Here is a 16,396-nt window from a genome sequence, read left to right as displayed (position 1 = left end):
TATTTTTATTTATGGCTTTTGAAAACTGATTTATGCAAATGTAAACATATATGAAGTGAAATATATCGTAAAATATAAAATTCTGAAAGTATAAAGTAGAATATGCAACAGTTCAAATAAAAAAATGTTATTATGGTGAAAGATATGGATTTGACACAACCTTTGCCATATATCGGAATAAGCTTAATAAAGATAATTTGGAGCGTTGTTGCATTTATTGTTGGATGGATAGTTGCAAAAATAATTGTTTCAGTATTTAGAAAAGGCCTTGACAAGACAACACTCCCAGAGATTTTAAAAGATTTTCTATCAAATGCAATTTATGCCCTCTTGTTAGTAGCTGTTCTTTTAATTGCCGTTAGTTTGTTAGGAGTTAATGTTGGATCTGTTGTTATAGGGTTATCTGCTGTTATTGGTCTTGTTTTAGGTTTTGGACTACAAGATACAATGACAAATTTAGCTGCTGGATTTTGGATCGCTTTGATGAGACCTTTTGATAAAGAAGATGTTATAACGACAAACGGACTCACTGGAAAAGTTAGCAATATAGGAGTTATGTCAACTGAGCTCACAACACCTGATAATAAAGTGATATTCATCTCAAATAAAGACATCTGGGGTAGTCCAATAATAAACTACACAAGACAACCAATTAGAAGGGTTGATGTAAACGTTGGTGTTGCCTATGGGACAAAATTGGATGAAGCGATACAAATAGCGATTGATTTCATGAAGAATCATCCTCTTGTATTGAACGATCCAAGTCCTGCTGTTGTTATCACTGAATTGGCAGATTCATCCATAAATCTTCAACTGAGAGCATGGGTTAAGACAGAGGACTATTGGACTGTAATGAACGATTTATTAAAAGGAATATATGAAGTATATACTGAGAAAGGCATTGAAATACCATTCCCACAGCTGGATGTGCATTTAAAGCAGTAAATTTTTGTTTTTAGTTTATTTATATTATGATTTATTTTCTTTATTTTTATTTTTTGACAGTCCTGATTTTTGGAGATTTAATTTTTATGCTTTCATATGTGTTGTTATGTTTTATTATTTACATCTCATTCATTAATTTAATTAATTCAATTACATATTTGCAGATATATTTATAAATACATAAATGTTATTAAATATTATAGATATTTCGACCACATCCCTCAACGAACAAAAACATATAAACATAAGACCTAAAAATTAACAAATAAAGCAAAGATTAAAAATAACTGCACATTTAAAACTGGTGAAAGAATGGGAAGAAAAAGTAAAAGATGGTATTTACAGAGAAAGAGAGATTTTTATTATAAATTAGCTAAAAAACTACAATATAGATCGAGAGCATCATTTAAATTAATGCAATTAAACGAAAAATTCAACGTAATAAAACCAAGAAAGATTATTTTAGATTTAGGTTGTGCTCCGGGCGGTTGGATGCAAGTTGCAAGAGAGATCGTGGGGGATGACGGATTTGTTATTGGAGTTGATTTACAACCTGTTAAACCTTTTGGATATGATAACGTAGTAGCTATTAAAGGGGACTTTACCTCTGAAGAGACATTAAACAAAATTAGAGAACTAATTCCAAATGAAGAAAAAAAGGTAGATGTGGTTATAAGCGATGCCTCTCCTAATATAAGCGGATACTGGGATGTAGATCATGCTCGATCTATTGATTTAGTAACTACTGCTTTACAAATAGCCACCGAAATGTTAAAAGAGAGAGGAAATTTTGTTGCAAAAGTATTTTATGGAGATATGATTGACGACTATGTTAAGTTAGTTAAAAAATATTTTGAAAAAGTTTATATCACAAAACCACAAGCATCAAGGAAGGAAAGTGCAGAGGTTTATGTTATAGCAAAAAGATACACTGGAAAAAAATGGGAGGAGAAAGATAATATAAAAAGAGAAAGAAAAAAAGAATCAGATGGAGAACTGTTGATCAAAAAGATCAAAAGTATGAGAAATAAAGAAGTGCAAAACAAATCAGATCAATAAAATATTTGCAATTGTTTAGCGTTGTTATAGTTTTATTACTTATGCATTCCTACCTATACATTCTAATTAGCAGATATAAAAACATCGGAGCTCCTAAAAAGGATGTTAAAATCCCAACTGGCAATATAAGTGGAGAAATTATAGTTCTCGCAAATGTATCAGCTATCAACAGCAAAACTGCCCCGAATAATGCAGATATTGGAATTAAAAACCTATAATCTCCTCCAATAAATATTCTAACGATATGTGGACAAATTAAACCAACAAACCCAATTATTCCTAAAAAAGCAACATTCACGGCTGTTAATAGTGAAGCTATAAGCATACCAATCAACCTTACCCTCTCCGTATTAACTCCCAAAGATTTGGCTGTCTCTTCTCCTGCTTCTAATGCATTGTAGTCCCATCTCTTGTAAATAAAATATACAATTGAAGATAATGCCACAACCAATAAGATCCAAATCTCCTCCCATCCAGCCCTACCCAAATCCCCAAAAGTCCAATACACCATAGAAGCCAGTTGTAAATCGTTAGCAAAATACTGGATCAACATAGTTCCTGCGGTAAATAATGAACTCATAGCCACTCCTGCTAAAATCATCGCCTCAGGAGTTAACCCTCTCAACTTGGCAAGAGACAATATAACAACAACACCTATTAATGCCCCAAAGAATGCGAACATCGTTATCATATATGGATTGTTAAAAAACACCGTTCCGCTCTTCATTTCTCCAAATCCGAAGAGTATTATTGCAAGAGATGCCCCAAACATCGCTCCGTGCGAAATACCAATAGTGAAAGGACTTGCTAATGGATTTCTTAAAATACATTGCATAACCGCTCCCGCAACAGCCAGTGAGCTACCCGCTATAATGGCAGTTATAATCCTTGGAAGGCGAATATTCCATATTATCAAATTTACAGTTCCTGCTTCATGTCCAAAGATTGCACTTAAAACCTGACTAATGGTTAGTTGATAGTCACCAACACATAGGGAGTAGATCGCACTTACGATTAAAATTAAAAACAAAAATAGTCCAAATATAATTCTTTTTTTAATATGTTGTTTATACATATGTCGAATGTCCATTTTATCACATTTCAAATCTTTTTAGCAATGATTATTTTTGCTTTTCCATATTTTATTCCCAAAATCTGATTAATATCCTTAACTTCTATAATTTTAAACCCTAATTTTTTTAAATAGTCCAAATACTTTTCTAAATTTAGATCTCCTTTAAAAGTGTATTTCCTTTTATCCTTCTTCAAACCTTCTGCATCAAACATATTCCATTCAATATTATCCAAAAAATCTTCTATACTTTCTTTCTCTGGAAAAAACTGCTTATTTATAAACAATCCTCCTTTATTTAAAGCATTATAAACTTTTTGAGCAATTTTTGGATTTTTTCCTCCGGGATTGTATGAACAGAATATTATATCATAGCCATTTCCAATATCATCAGTATAAAAGTTCCCCGCAATTGTAAAAACATTTTTTGCATTATATTTTTTAATGAACTTCTGAGTTTCTTTAACAACGTCTGGTAAATCAAAAACATAGCTTTTTAGGTTTTTATTTAACAAAGTAAAGCCAATTGCATATAATCCATGCCCTCCTCCTAAATCGAGAAGTTTTTTTGCATTTTTAAATTCCTCATATTTCGCTATATACTCTAAAATCTTTTGCAATTCCCAACATTTGCATTCATCCGCCAGTTTTTTAATAACTTTTGGAAAAAAGGAATTAATATCTTCTTTCTTCCTATATTTTTTATTTTTTAATATATCAGATAAATTTTCCCAATTTTTTATATTCTCAAAGCAGGAGTGGATTGGATCTCTTAAACTATAAAATGAGCCCTCTTTAAGGAAGATATTTGATATTTCCGTATTTTTATACTGTCTTTTTCCATTTTTAGTTTTACATTCAATTAAACCTATTTCCTCTAAAACTTTTAGTATATATTCCGTCATAACCACGTCTATTTTCAATATTTCTGCCAACTCTTCAACGCTTCTAAACTCTTCTAAGTGATCAAATAAACCTAACTCGATAGCAGTTTTTAATAGGTAGAAGAGTTTGGTTTTTGTATATACTTCATTAAAAATCTCCAAAATCTTTTCTGGACTTTTATCTGGAAGATTCAAAAGCATTATTATCACCAAAAATAATTTTAAAAAATTGAATTGTTGGATAAAAAGTGAAAAATTGTTGACGATTATTTAAACTCCAACTTCTTAAATCCTCCTAAATGCTCTTTCATCTGCTCATAAACCGGCTTTCCTACTAAGAAAGTATAAATCTCATCTGCTTTTTTCTCAGGGTCTATATCCTTAAATCTATCTGGATAAACAACTTTTCCAATGTAGTAAGCATCTGCTAACGCAGTTCCGATATTTGTTGCATAGAAGTTATAGGGCAATAGTCCATAAACATTTCCAGTTTTAAACGCTTTTAATGAATTGTAAAATGCTGGATCTTTTTTATAGTCCTGCATAACAATACTTAATCCTCCTTCATCAATGAAAATTATATCCGGATTCCATTTTAGAATCTGTTCTTTGCTTACAAAGACGTGTCCTTCTCTACCTAACTCATCAGCAACATTCTTTGCATTTACAAGTTCAAAAGGAGGGTATTTGCATTCTGTACTATCAATTCCATGTATTCCTTTATACCCAATCCCTCCAACGTAAACAGTTGGTTTTTTACTGTCTGGAATATCTCCTGTTCTATTTTTCAAATCAGATTCGCATTTTTTTATAAATTGAATAACATTCTCAGCTCTTTTTTCTTTTCCAAGTATTTTTCCAGCGAGTTTTAAGGAATTGAAGAGATCTTCGTTGTCAAAGGTGGCTAATTTCCCATAAGTTAAAACAACTACTGGGATTCCTGTTTTTTGTTGTAGAGTATCTGCTTCATCTTTTGTAATGTATGTGGCAAAGATTACATCTGGTTTTACTTTTAGAATTGCTTCTGGATTTGGTTTTGGAGATGGCCCCCCTTGGCCTATTGTTGGTAGGTTAGCAAGTTCTGGATGTGCTATTCTATAAGGTCTTCCCCACGGTGTCCATTTTTTCTCGGCATCTTCAACACCTACAACTTTATCTGTCGCGTTTAAATAAACGATCATCCTTAAACATCCTGGCCCACAACACACTATTCTGTCAACTTCTACAGGGACTTTTACTTCTCTTCCAAGGGCATCAGTTATTGTTATAGTTTTTGTTGTTTTAGAAGAGTTTTCTACACAGCCACAAAGCCCAACTGTAAGAACTGTAATTATTAAAAGGGCTGTTAATTTTTTTAGCATAATTCCACCTAAATTTTAATTTTTTAATTTTTTGTTTTTGTGATGATAATATATATCTATAAAAAGGTATTACAAAATATAAACTTTTTGGTTTGAGGTATTAATCTATAAAACACTAAATAAAAAATCATAAAAAATGCAAAAAATAATAAAAGATAAAAAACAAGAAGTAAATTATAATCCAAGTATTTTAAAACATGCAATTATTGTCAACAACACAGCAGCCCTTGTTATTTCATTAGAAGCCCCCAATACGTCTCCGTTAACTCCTCCAAAATGTTTTTTTGAGATTTTTGCCATGCAAAATCCTGAAATTACAGCAACAATTATTGCAATAATTGTGATCTTCCTATCTATTCCACCAAAGAGCAGTAAAAGAGGAAGTGATAATATTATGCCAATTGTCAAGAATTTTTCATCCGCTTTTTTAACAAAATATCTTCCTGTTCCCTCAATGAGAGGTTTTCCAAAGGTTGAACAACTAAGCATTCCGAGCTTTGCACTAACCTCTACAACTAAAATATACAAAAGATTGATGTTGAGAATATAAAATAACGAGAAGGCAGATATTAAATTAACAAATATTGCTAAAACTACTCCTCCACATCCTATATATCGATCCCTCATAGCCATTAACTTTTTTTTCTTATCTCCTACCGCCATCCATCCATCTCCAAAGTCAATTAGCCCATCTATGTGATGAAATCCATTTAAATACTCAATAAAAAATAGGACTAAAATTCCAACCAGTAATTTTGGAAACAGTATTTCAAATAAAAACGCTAATGCAACTCCAAAAATCCCAAACAAGTATCCAACCAGCACAACAAGATAAAAGTAATTTGCAATATCTTCAAAACTAAATTCGCTTATCGGCAAAGGAATACGTGTAAAAAACGAAATTAACGCTTTAAATTCCTTGAGCATTTTATCCCATCTAATTTTTTATTCATTTTTTATTTTTATGTTATATTTTTGTTTTATTCATTAACTCATCAACGATCTTTACAAGTTCTTGAATAGAGTTTATTGTATAATCGCTGTAATTGTTATCTTCCATTTCTTTATATTTTCCCTTTAATATCCTTACAGTAGTCATTCCCAAATCTTTTGCTGGTTTTATATCTTTATCTACCCGATCCCCAACATATATGGTTTCTTCTGGTTTTAAATTCATTCTTTTTAATCCATATTTAAAAAACTCCAAGTGGGGCTTTCCTAAACCAAATTCTTCTGACGTGATAACTTCATCAAAAAACGGATGAATTCCCATCCTAATCAGTTTTTCCCATTGTTTTATTGTAAGTCCATCTGTTATAACTCCTAATTTTAACCCTCTTGCTTTCAAGTCAATTAATGTCTTTATAGTATGGGGGTAAGGTCTTAACAATGCTACTTTTACGTTATGGTAGGTTATTATTCCAGTTGTTATTATTTTTGGATCGTATCTCCCAGATATTGCCTTGACTAAATCATCAAAATGTTTTCCATAGTTGGACCCTTTATCCTGTATTATTTTGTTTAATATGTTCATTGCCTCCTCAAAGGAAATATCTAACCCTGCATCTATCATCGATTTTACCGCCTCTCGTCGGGCAATTTCTACGAACTCTGAAGAGTTGTAGAGTGTGTCGTCTAAATCAAAGAGAACTCCTCTTATCATATCATATTACCTTAAATATATTTTATTATTTGTTTGTTAGTTCTTATTAGATTTTAAATCTCCAAAATTTAAAATAGGAATAGTTTTTAGATTTATCAATCGCTCTGATCTGTTCTATTGTCCTCTGATTTAGAATTTACAAGTGATTTAACTTTATAAAATAAACCAACGAAATCGTCATCTTCTTTAACTGGAACAACTATTAATCCAAGTTTTCTATGTTTTTCAATCCAATCTTCACTATAAACTGGAACATCCATTTTTATTGGTTCATTAGTTGGATTTCCTACGATAATATTTCTAAATGGAAAGGGCTTTATGTCATCTCCTTCGTATGGAAATAAAGTTTCTCTAATATATCCTCCGAGTGCCATTGTCATTTTTGGAAGTAATACCATTTTTGGCATAGTTTATCTCCCAGAAATTTTTAAAATATTTCTTAGATTTATTCTTTTTATTCTTTTTGTTTGGTTTTTATGTTGTTTCTATTTTATTTATTATTTATAGAAATATTCTCAACGACAGCATATTCTAATGTTTAGATGTTTATTTAAGGTTGAAAATATTGTAAATAACATTTAACCTAAAAAAAGTTTTAGAGGGAATAAAACCCTCTTGTGTTTGCCTGTTAACATCTAAGGATACTTTATTCAAAGATTTAATATTCAATGTAGTCGATAGCATGTTTAAATATTAATAGGTTTCTCTCCCCTACTTTTACCATAATTTCGTAGTTAGAAACCCCATTAACTTCTGCATCCAAAACTTCTCCATTTCTTAGGAATATTTTAACATTCTTTCCATTCAATCGTCTTGCGTATTCGAAGTTTTGGATAACTTTCTTTTGTTGTGGTTTTTTTGCAGGTTTATTCATTTACTTCCACCCTTTGATTTATTGTTATTAAACTTCGCACATCATCTCTTATAATTTCCATCACATATATATACTTTTTTAATTGGACAGTTATCGCAAAGGGGATTCTTTTTACAAACTCTTTTAGCATGTTCAACAATCAATGCGTGATACTCCTTATATATCTGCAGATCTTTTGGTAAATTGGTTTCAAATAATTTTTTGATCTCATCATAGGACATTTTTTCGTTTATAATATTTAATCGGCTGAATATCCTTTTTGTATATGCATCTATGACAAAACTTTCCTTGTCTAAGGCATATAACAAAATACTATCTGCTGTTTCTGGACCAATGCCTTTTATTGAAAGTAATTCTTTTCTTAATTCTTTAACATCCTTGTTTGCTCTTGCCATGTCCTCCGTTGTTTTATAATTTTCTACTATATATTTGGTTATATTTTTAAGCCGTTTTGCTTTTATATTATAGAATCCTGCAGGTTTTATGAGGGCTTTTAAAACATCTTCATCGATGTTTAGTATTTTAATCTCATCGATCAAATCTTTATTTTTCAAATTTCTTATTGCCTTTTCTACATTTTTCCAACTTGTATTCTGAGTTAACACTGCTCCAACCACGACTTCATATCTCGTTTCAGCAGGCCACCAATGTTGCGGGCCATAACTATCTAACAGAACCTTGTATATTTTAAATAATAGTTTTTCCTTTCCTTTAATATAACTCCCCTCACTCAAATTTTTTATATTTTTTAGTAGATATTAGTTAAAAAGATTTTCCTGCTATCGATTACTTTTGGACTGTGTAATATAGATTTAAGAACGGGAATTGCAGATAGATAAATTAGATAGATAAATTAGATAGATAAATTAGATAGATAAATTAGATAGATAAATTAGATAGATAAATTAGATAGATAAATTAGATAGATAAATTAGATAGATAAATTAGATAGATAAATTAGATAGATAAATTAGATAGATAAATTAGATAGATAAATTAGATAGATAAATTAGATAGATAAATTAGATAGATAAATTAGATAGATAAATTAGATAGATAAATTAGATAGATAAATTAGATAGATAAATTAGATAGATAAATTAGATAGATAAATTAGATAGATAAATTAGATAGATAAATTAGATAGATAAATTAGATAGATAAATTAGATAGATAAATTAGATAGATAAATTAGATAGATAAATTAGATAGATAAATTAGATAGATAAATTAGATAGATAAATTAGATAGATAAATTAGATAGATAAATTAGATAGATAAATTAGATAGATAAATTAGATAGATAAATTAGATAGATAAATTAGATAGATAAATTAGATAGATAAATTAGATAGATAAATTAGATAGATAAATTAGATAGATAAATTAGATAGATAAATTAGATAGATAAATTAGATAGATAAATTAGATAGATAAATTAGATAGATAAATTAGATAGATAAATTAGATAGATAAATTAGATAGATAAATTAGATAGATAAATTAGATAGATAAATTAGATAGATAAATTAGATAGATAAATTAGATAGATAAATTAGATAGATAAATTAGATAGATAAATTAGATAGATAAATTAGATAGATAAATTAGATAGATAAATTAGATAGATAAATTAGATAGATAAATTAGATAGATAAATTAGATAGATAAATTAGATAGATAAATTAGATAGATAAATTAGATAGATAAATTACCAGGGGATAATTATGGATAAAGAACTTTTACATAAAAAAGTTAAAAAAGATCTTGAAAATTTGATAAATGACAACCCACCAGAAAGAACGTTAGGCAATTTAATCCCTCTTTCGATATTTCAAGCAGTAAGAATTGGTGTTTTAACAACCGGATGCGGTATTGAAGCAATAATTTACAACATTGGAAAAGATATTGGTAGAGAAGTAATATCAAAATATGTAGATGAATCAAATCTGTTTGAAAGTTTTGCAGATATATTAAGCAAGGCAAAAATAGGAGTTTTAGAAGTAAAAAAGATAGATGAAAATGAAATGATCTTAGTATTAAAAGATTGCATCTCATGCCACAATGTTCCAAATGTTGGCACAACATTATGTCATTTTGAAGCTGGACTTATAGCCGGAACTCTCGAGGAAAAACTAAAAAGGAAAGTTAATGTTGTTGAGACAAAATGTTGCGGAAAGGGAGATGAATACTGCGAATTTTTAGTAAAAGTTGAGGAAAAGATCTACTGGTGATTGAATGCTTGATAGAGTAGATCTAAAAATTCTGAAAATTTTAAATGATAATGCAAGAAAATCATTTAGAGAAATCGGAAGAGAACTCGGAATTAGCGAGGGAACAGTAAGAAACAGGGTAAAAAAATTAACAGAAAAAGGAATTATAACAGGATTTCACGCTACAATAGATCCAAAAAATTTGGGATTTGAAGTAGTGGCAATACTCGGTTTGTATATAAAACCCTCAAAAGTTGATGAAACACTCAGCAAACTTAAAGAACTCGATGAGATAGTAGAACTCTACCAAACCACAGGAGAATATGATGCAGTTTGTATTGCTGTTTTAAAAGATATTGAAAGTTTAGGAAAGTTTTTAGCCGAGAAGATATATCCTCTTGTTAATGTTAACGGATGTAAGGTAACGATAGTGTTAAGAACCTTTAAAAATGGAAGTAAGATTCCATTATAAATTAATATTACAGTAATCTTAAAAAAATATATTAAATATTACTGTAAAAATAAAATAGAAAAGTTTAAAAATGCCCATTTTTCGCATATGCAATTCGTAGATAGGAAAGAAAAATGTTGCTTTTGACACTATTTTTTTACAAATATAAATAAAAATCTTTAAATATCTGCAAAAATTTTTCGCAATGCGTAGCTACACTATATATAGTTAATTAACATAGAAATAAAAAATACAACTAACTATTCATATGTTAAAATCTTTAATAACATAAATCCAAAAGAACAAAATAACGGTGAAAGGATGGTTGTGAAAAACATAATAAATGGAGCAAAAATCGTCTTAGACCTAACAAAAGACACATTAGAAAAAGAGAAAGAGGACTTAAAATTAGGTTATCCAGGAACAAACTACAACCTACCAACAATCTACGGTTTATTAGGTAAAAAAATAGAGACAGTAAAAGACCTAAAAGAGTTGATAAACTCTCTAAGCGTAAAAGAAGAAGAAACATTAGAAAACGCGTTAGATGCAGGAGTTATCACACTAATATGTGCAGAAGCACTCGAAGCATTAAAGTATGCAAAAAGCGACAAACCCTATCAAGACCCATACGTTGGGTTCATTCCAGATGAGATATTAAGAGGATTAGGGGTTCCACTGGTAGAAGGAAAAATCCCTGCCATATTTGTAGTTATAGGAAAAGTTGGAGACAAAGAGAAATTAAAAAAACTTATAGACGATATAAAGAAGAGAAACATACTCGCTCTCTTAATTGGAGACATAATAAAAGAAATGGACGAAGCAGGAATAGGGTATGGATTAGATAAACTTCTTGTTCCAGTTGGAGATGAGATAACATCTGCAATACACGCAGCAAACTTGGCCATAAGAGCCCCGCTAATATTCGGAGGAATTGAACCCGGAAAAACAGAAGAGATTATTGAATATTTAAAAAATAGAGTTCCAGCAGTGGTATTAGCATTAGGAGAACTCGACGATATAACACTATCAGCAGGAGCGGGCTGTATAAAAGCGGGAGTTCCAGTAATAACAAACAACGAAGTTCCAGTAATAAAAGGAGCGTTAGAAAGCTCAGATATTGACAACATCGTAGAAAACGCTCTAAAAATGAAAGGTGTTGAAGTTAAAGTAGTTGAATTTGATATTCCTGTTTCTGTTGGGCCGATGAATGAGGGTGAGAGGATTAGGGGGCCTGATATGTATGTTGAGTTAGCGGGTCCGAAGAGTTATGGGTTTGAGTTGGTTAGGGTTGTTGATAATGCTGATGATGAGGTTAAGATTATTGGGAAGGATATTGATGAGATGGAGGAGGGTAGTAGAAATCCGTTTGCAGTTATTGTGAGAGTTAGTGGAGAGAACTTGGAAGAGGACTTAGAGGGTGTTTTAGAAAGGAGAGTTCATGAATTCTTCAACTACATCGAAGGAGTAATGCACCTAAACCAAAGAGACCAGGTCTGGATCAGAATAAGCAAAGACGCATACCAAAAAGGACTACGACTAAAACACATAGGAGAAGTAATAAAACAACTATTCAAGGAGCATTTCCCAATAATTGAAAAATGCGATGTGTTGTTGATAACAGATCCAGAGAAGATCAAGGAAGAGTTAGAAAAGGCAAGAGAGATCTACAAAAAGAGAGATGAAAAAACAAAATCGATAAGGGAAGAGGATGTTGATGTTTTCTATGGATGTATCATGTGTCAGAGTTTCGCTCCAACCCACGTATGCGTTATAACCCCAGATAGGCCATCTCTCTGTGGAAGTATAAACTATTTAGATGCGAGGGCTGCTGCTAAAATAGATCCTAATGGGCCGATATTTGAGATTAAGAAGGGAGAGTGTTTGGATGAAAAATTGGGGGTATATAGTGGAGTTAATGAGGTTGTTAGAGAAAAATCACAGGGAAGTGTTGAAGAGATGGCTTTACACACCGCATTAGAAAATCCATGCACGTCTTGTGGTTGTTTCGAGGCAATTGTCTTCTACATTCCAGAGGTTGATGGATTTGGAGTAGTTCATAGGCATTTCAGAGGAGAGACGCCATTTGGATTGCCTTTTTCATCTTTGGCAGGGCAGTGTAGTGGTGGTAAGCAGGTTCCTGGGTTTGTTGGTATTTCTATTTCTTATATGAAGTCGCCTAAGTTTTTGCAGGGTGATGGTGGTTGGGAGAGGATTGTTTGGTTGCCAAAGGAGTTGAAGGAGAGGGTTAAGGATGCGATTCCTGAGGGGTTGTTTGATAAGATTGCAACTGAGGAGGAGGTTAAAACCACCGATGAATTAATAAAATTCCTAAAAGAAAAAGGACATCCCGTCTTTAAGCAGGAGGAAGAAAAAGAAGAAGAAAAAGAGGAAGAAAAAAGTGCAAAAGTTGAGAAAAGAAGTGTTGATGAAGAAGATAGTTTTGAAGTTGGAGAGTTGATTGCTAAGTTAGCTAAGGATGGAGGAGTTCAGATCATTATGAAGAATGTAAAAATAACAATAAACTTAAATATGAGAAGATAAACTTGGCTTTTAAATCTTTTGTCTTCTCTTTTAATTTTTGATTATTTTTTATTTTATCTCTTTTTTTGCGAGTATTTTATTTATCCCATCTATAACTGCCTCAACAGAAGCTCTAACTATATCTTCACTTGCTGCTTTTGTAGTAATTTCTCTTCCATAACCCTCTAACGTTACGATAACCTCTGCTAACGCATCAGTTCCTCCGGTTATGGCGTTTATATGGTATTCTTTTAATTTGATCTTTTCTCCAATCGCTCTCTGTATTGCTTTTACTGCTGCATCTACTGGGCCAACTCCTATCGCTGAGCTCTTTTTTATATCTTCTTCAATTTTTAAAGCAACTGAGGCAGTAGGTATTACTCTATTTCCTGTCATAACAGCTATTTGTTCTAAATCAACTACTCTATCCTTTTTATCAACTTTTCCAACGACATCTTCAACTATTGCCTCAACATCCCTATCTGTAACCCTCTTACCTTTGTCTCCAAGCATTTTTATTCTTTTTACAATCTCATCAAATTGCTCTTTGCTTATGTCTTTTCCAACTTCTATCCCTAACTCTTTTAATTTTGCCTCAATGGCATGGGTTCCTGTATGTTTTCCAAGGATAATTTTTCTTTTTTGCCCCACAAGTTCAGGAGGTATTGGTTCGTAGGTTAATGCATGAGCCAAAACACCGTGAGCGTGGATTCCACTTTCATGAGCAAATGCATTTTCCCCTACAATCGCTTTATTTGGTTGAACTTTTATTTCTGTGTATTTAGAAACAAGTTGAGATATTTCATACAATTTCTGAGTTTTTATATTTGTTTTTATCCCATAGATTGACATTAAACTCATAACTACTTCTTCAAGTGAAGCGTTTCCTCCTCTCTCTCCAAGCCCGTTTATTGTGCAGTGAACTTGCTCTGCTCCTGCTTCTATTGCGGACAGGGAGTTCGCTACTGCCAATCCAAAATCGTTATGGCAGTGAACAGATATTGGCACTTTTATTTCTTTTTTTAATTCTCTTATGAGATAGTACATTGCTCTTGGAATCATAACCCCCACAGTATCGGGGACGTTTATTATATCAGCCCCTGCCTCAACTGCTTTCTTATAAACCTCTAAGAGGTAGTCAATCTCTGTTCTTGTAGCGTCTTCTGCTGAAAACTCAACTTTAATTCCATGTTCTTTTATATATTCTATGGCATCAATTGCAATATTTATGATCTCTTCTTTTGATTTTTTTAATTTGTATTTTCTGTGTAGTGGAGATGTTGCAATGAAGGTGTGTATTCTATCTACTCCGCAGTCGATTGCTACGTCTATATCTTTTTTTACCGCTCTTGCTAATCCACAGATCTCTGCATCTAAGTTTAGTGAGCAGATCTTTTTAATTGCCTCTTGTTCTCCTAAAGAAGAGACAGGAAAACCTGCTTCAATAACATCAACCCCTAAGTCATCTAATTTTATTGCAATTTCTATCTTCTCTTCTGGTGTTAGTGAAACGCCCGGTGTTTGTTCTCCGTCTCTTAGTGTAGTGTCAAAGATATAAACTCTCTCTGGAAGTTTAATGCCTTTTAAAGAATTTTTAATGATCTCGTTTTCTTCTTTGTAGATGATCATTTTCTCACCCTTTTTTAAGTTTTAATTTTTTAAGTTTTTAATCTATGATTTATCTCTCTTTGCCATCTATTTATCATTAGTTATAAATTTTCAATTTTTAAAGAGTTTTTCCCATATAAACTCCAATTTTTTCATAACCTAACTTTCGATAGTAATTTCTTACCCCTATTCCACTGGTAATTAATATTTTTTTCTTTCCAAATTCCTCCTTTGCTATTCTCTCTGCCTCTTCTAAAAGTTTTCTTCCATATCCCTTATGTTGCCAAGTTATTTCCTTTAAATCCTTAGTTAATGGTTTTTCTTGTCCGCAAACATGTAATTGCCTAACTAACATCGTATTATCATCAATCTCTTTCCTAAATGGTTTATATGGATCTCTCAATCTTAAAAATGCAATTAAAATATCATTCTTTACATCTTCGTATGATAAAAATATCTCAGTCCCACCACTTGCTTCATACTCCTCCCTGCATAGTTTTATATGCTCAATATCTGGCATTATTCCTTTTTTATACATAACATGCCCAACTTCTCTACACCTTATACATCTACACTTGATCCCCTTCTTTTCCATATATTTATAAACCAACTCTCCCAAATTACTCTTCTTAACTCCATCAACTATAACCGTTGCAGGAATATCTCTCTGAATTCTTGAAGTTCTAACCCATTTCGGCATTATTGATTTTGCATAACTAATTATCTCTATTGCCTCTTCCTCTCTGTATGGTTTGTAAAGCCCTTCCTTCCACAACTCATAAAGTTCAGTTCCTTCAATAACTAAGCATGGATAGATTTTAACCATATCCGGCTTGAAATCTGGGTTGTTGAATATTTCTTTAAACATCTTTTTATCCATATCCCTATCTGAGCCAGGCATTCCAGGCATTAAATGATAAGATACCTTTAAACCACTATCTTTTAATAATTGGGTTGCTTTTATTGTATCTTCAACTGTATGTCCTCTTTTACATAACTCTAAGATCTCGTTGTATATGGTTTGAGCCCCTAACTCAACTCTTGTAGTTCCTAATTTCAACATCTGATTTATCTCTTCCTTTCCACAGCAGTCAGGTCTTGTTTCTATGCAGAGGGCAACACATCTATGTTCTGCTGTTTCATTAATTTTTTGTGCTTCCTCTAAACTACTTGAATCAATTTCATTCATAGCATCTAAGCATCTCTTGATAAACCAGTCCTGATAGACGATATCTCTTGCTGGAAACGTTCCTCCCATTATAATTAATTCGATTTTATTTGTTGGATGCCCTACCTTTTCCAACTGCTCAATTCTTGCCTTTGTTTGTAGATATGGATCGAAGTTGAACATTAAGCCCCTCATTGTAGCTGGCTCTCTTCCAGTGTAGCTTTGTGGCACATCTCCAAATACGCTTTTAACTCCTCCGGGGCAGAATATACATTTTCCATGAGGGCATTTTTCTGGGGATGTCATAACAGCAACAACAGCTACGCCAGATATAGTTCTAACTGGCTTTTTTCTTAATATTGGAATTAATATCTTTTTTTCTTCTTCTGTTGCATACTGCAAAATTTCAGAGTTTGAAGGATGCCCTATACCAATTCTATGAAGTCGCAAACACTCTGCTTTAATTTGTTCAATTCTCTTTTTATCAAGTGTTTTCCCTTTTTTATGTTCATCTAAAATTTTTTCAATAATGCATCTCATTAGTTTGGTTTTTTCATCCATATTATCACGGTAAT

Annotated in this window: 15 protein-coding genes; 5 read left to right on the top strand and 10 right to left on the bottom strand. The window is 31.8% G+C overall.

The window, feature by feature from the left end; translation table 11 throughout:
* The first annotated feature begins 144 nt into the window (after nucleotides 1-144).
* A complete protein-coding gene (locus METVU_RS04780) occupies nucleotides 145-945 on the top strand; it encodes a mechanosensitive ion channel family protein (protein WP_048196814.1) in 801 nt (266 codons plus the stop codon).
* Nucleotides 946-1,257: 312 nt separating this feature from the next.
* Nucleotides 1,258-2,004, top strand: coding sequence for a 23S rRNA (uridine(2552)-2'-O)-methyltransferase (gene rrmJ, locus METVU_RS04775; RefSeq protein WP_015733056.1), 747 nt, complete (start codon nucleotides 1,258-1,260; stop codon nucleotides 2,002-2,004).
* A 49-nt stretch (nucleotides 2,005-2,053) separates the two neighbouring features.
* Here the strand turns inward: rrmJ and METVU_RS04770 are convergent, their stop codons facing one another.
* The 8 genes from METVU_RS04770 to METVU_RS04735 form a co-directional block, all read right to left on the bottom strand.
* Nucleotides 2,054-3,094 carry a FecCD family ABC transporter permease gene (locus METVU_RS04770; RefSeq protein ID WP_048196812.1) on the bottom strand — a complete coding sequence of 347 codons (1,041 nt, stop codon included), beginning with the start codon at nucleotides 3,092-3,094 and terminating at the stop codon, nucleotides 2,054-2,056.
* An 11-nt stretch (nucleotides 3,095-3,105) separates the two neighbouring features.
* Entirely contained in the window at nucleotides 3,106-4,161 is a 1,056-nt protein-coding gene (locus METVU_RS04765) for a methyltransferase family protein (protein ID WP_015733054.1), read from the bottom strand.
* Between the two features lie 65 nt (nucleotides 4,162-4,226).
* Nucleotides 4,227-5,321, bottom strand: coding sequence for an iron ABC transporter substrate-binding protein (locus METVU_RS04760; RefSeq protein ID WP_015733053.1), 1,095 nt, complete (start codon nucleotides 5,319-5,321; stop codon nucleotides 4,227-4,229).
* Nucleotides 5,322-5,495: 174 nt separating this feature from the next.
* Nucleotides 5,496-6,248, bottom strand: coding sequence for an adenosylcobinamide-GDP ribazoletransferase (gene cobS / locus METVU_RS04755; RefSeq protein WP_015733052.1), 753 nt, complete (start codon nucleotides 6,246-6,248; stop codon nucleotides 5,496-5,498).
* Nucleotides 6,249-6,288: 40 nt separating this feature from the next.
* On the bottom strand, nucleotides 6,289-6,984 hold the full coding sequence (locus METVU_RS04750) for a TIGR02253 family HAD-type hydrolase (protein WP_015733051.1): 696 nt from the start codon (nucleotides 6,982-6,984) through the stop codon (nucleotides 6,289-6,291).
* Nucleotides 6,985-7,079: 95 nt separating this feature from the next.
* Nucleotides 7,080-7,391 carry an energy-converting hydrogenase B subunit EhbP gene (gene ehbP, locus METVU_RS04745; protein ID WP_015733050.1) on the bottom strand — a complete coding sequence of 104 codons (312 nt, stop codon included), beginning with the start codon at nucleotides 7,389-7,391 and terminating at the stop codon, nucleotides 7,080-7,082.
* Between the two features lie 251 nt (nucleotides 7,392-7,642).
* A complete protein-coding gene (locus tag METVU_RS04740; protein ID WP_015733049.1) occupies nucleotides 7,643-7,858 on the bottom strand; it encodes an RNA chaperone Hfq in 216 nt (71 codons plus the stop codon).
* Nucleotides 7,859-7,899: 41 nt separating this feature from the next.
* Complete coding sequence (locus METVU_RS04735; RefSeq protein WP_015733048.1) at nucleotides 7,900-8,592, bottom strand: endonuclease III domain-containing protein; 693 nt, start codon at nucleotides 8,590-8,592, stop codon at nucleotides 7,900-7,902.
* Between the two features lie 993 nt (nucleotides 8,593-9,585).
* On the opposite strand from METVU_RS04735, the gene METVU_RS04730 reads away from it, so the two are divergent.
* The 3 genes from METVU_RS04730 (at nucleotide 9,586) to acsB (ending at nucleotide 13,066) form a co-directional block, all read left to right on the top strand.
* The gene (locus METVU_RS04730) at nucleotides 9,586-10,092 is read left to right on the top strand and encodes a V4R domain-containing protein (RefSeq protein ID WP_015733047.1); all 507 of its coding nucleotides are present in this window, start codon (nucleotides 9,586-9,588) and stop codon (nucleotides 10,090-10,092) included.
* Between the two features lie 4 nt (nucleotides 10,093-10,096).
* Entirely contained in the window at nucleotides 10,097-10,543 is a 447-nt protein-coding gene (locus tag METVU_RS04725; protein WP_015733046.1) for an Lrp/AsnC family transcriptional regulator, read from the top strand.
* Between the two features lie 300 nt (nucleotides 10,544-10,843).
* Nucleotides 10,844-13,066 (top strand): acetyl-CoA decarbonylase/synthase complex subunit alpha/beta, encoded by a 2,223-nt coding sequence (acsB, locus tag METVU_RS08885; RefSeq protein WP_015733045.1) that lies wholly within the window; start codon nucleotides 10,844-10,846, stop codon nucleotides 13,064-13,066.
* A gap of 48 nt (nucleotides 13,067-13,114) precedes the next feature.
* Here acsB and METVU_RS04715 read toward each other — a convergent pair whose 3' ends face one another.
* Nucleotides 13,115-14,674, bottom strand: coding sequence for a 2-isopropylmalate synthase (locus tag METVU_RS04715; RefSeq protein WP_015733044.1), 1,560 nt, complete (start codon nucleotides 14,672-14,674; stop codon nucleotides 13,115-13,117).
* 97 nt (nucleotides 14,675-14,771) lie between these two features.
* A complete protein-coding gene (locus METVU_RS04710; protein ID WP_015733043.1) occupies nucleotides 14,772-16,382 on the bottom strand; it encodes a tRNA uridine(34) 5-carboxymethylaminomethyl modification radical SAM/GNAT enzyme Elp3 in 1,611 nt (536 codons plus the stop codon).
* Nucleotides 16,383-16,396 lie beyond the last annotated feature (14 nt).

The organism is Methanocaldococcus vulcanius M7 (assembly GCF_000024625.1).
GTDB classification, from domain to species: Archaea; AGJL01; Methanococci; order Methanococcales; family Methanocaldococcaceae; genus Methanocaldococcus; species Methanocaldococcus vulcanius.
Note: the sequence above shows the minus strand (reverse complement) of the source record. Positions and strands in the feature narration are given on the sequence as shown.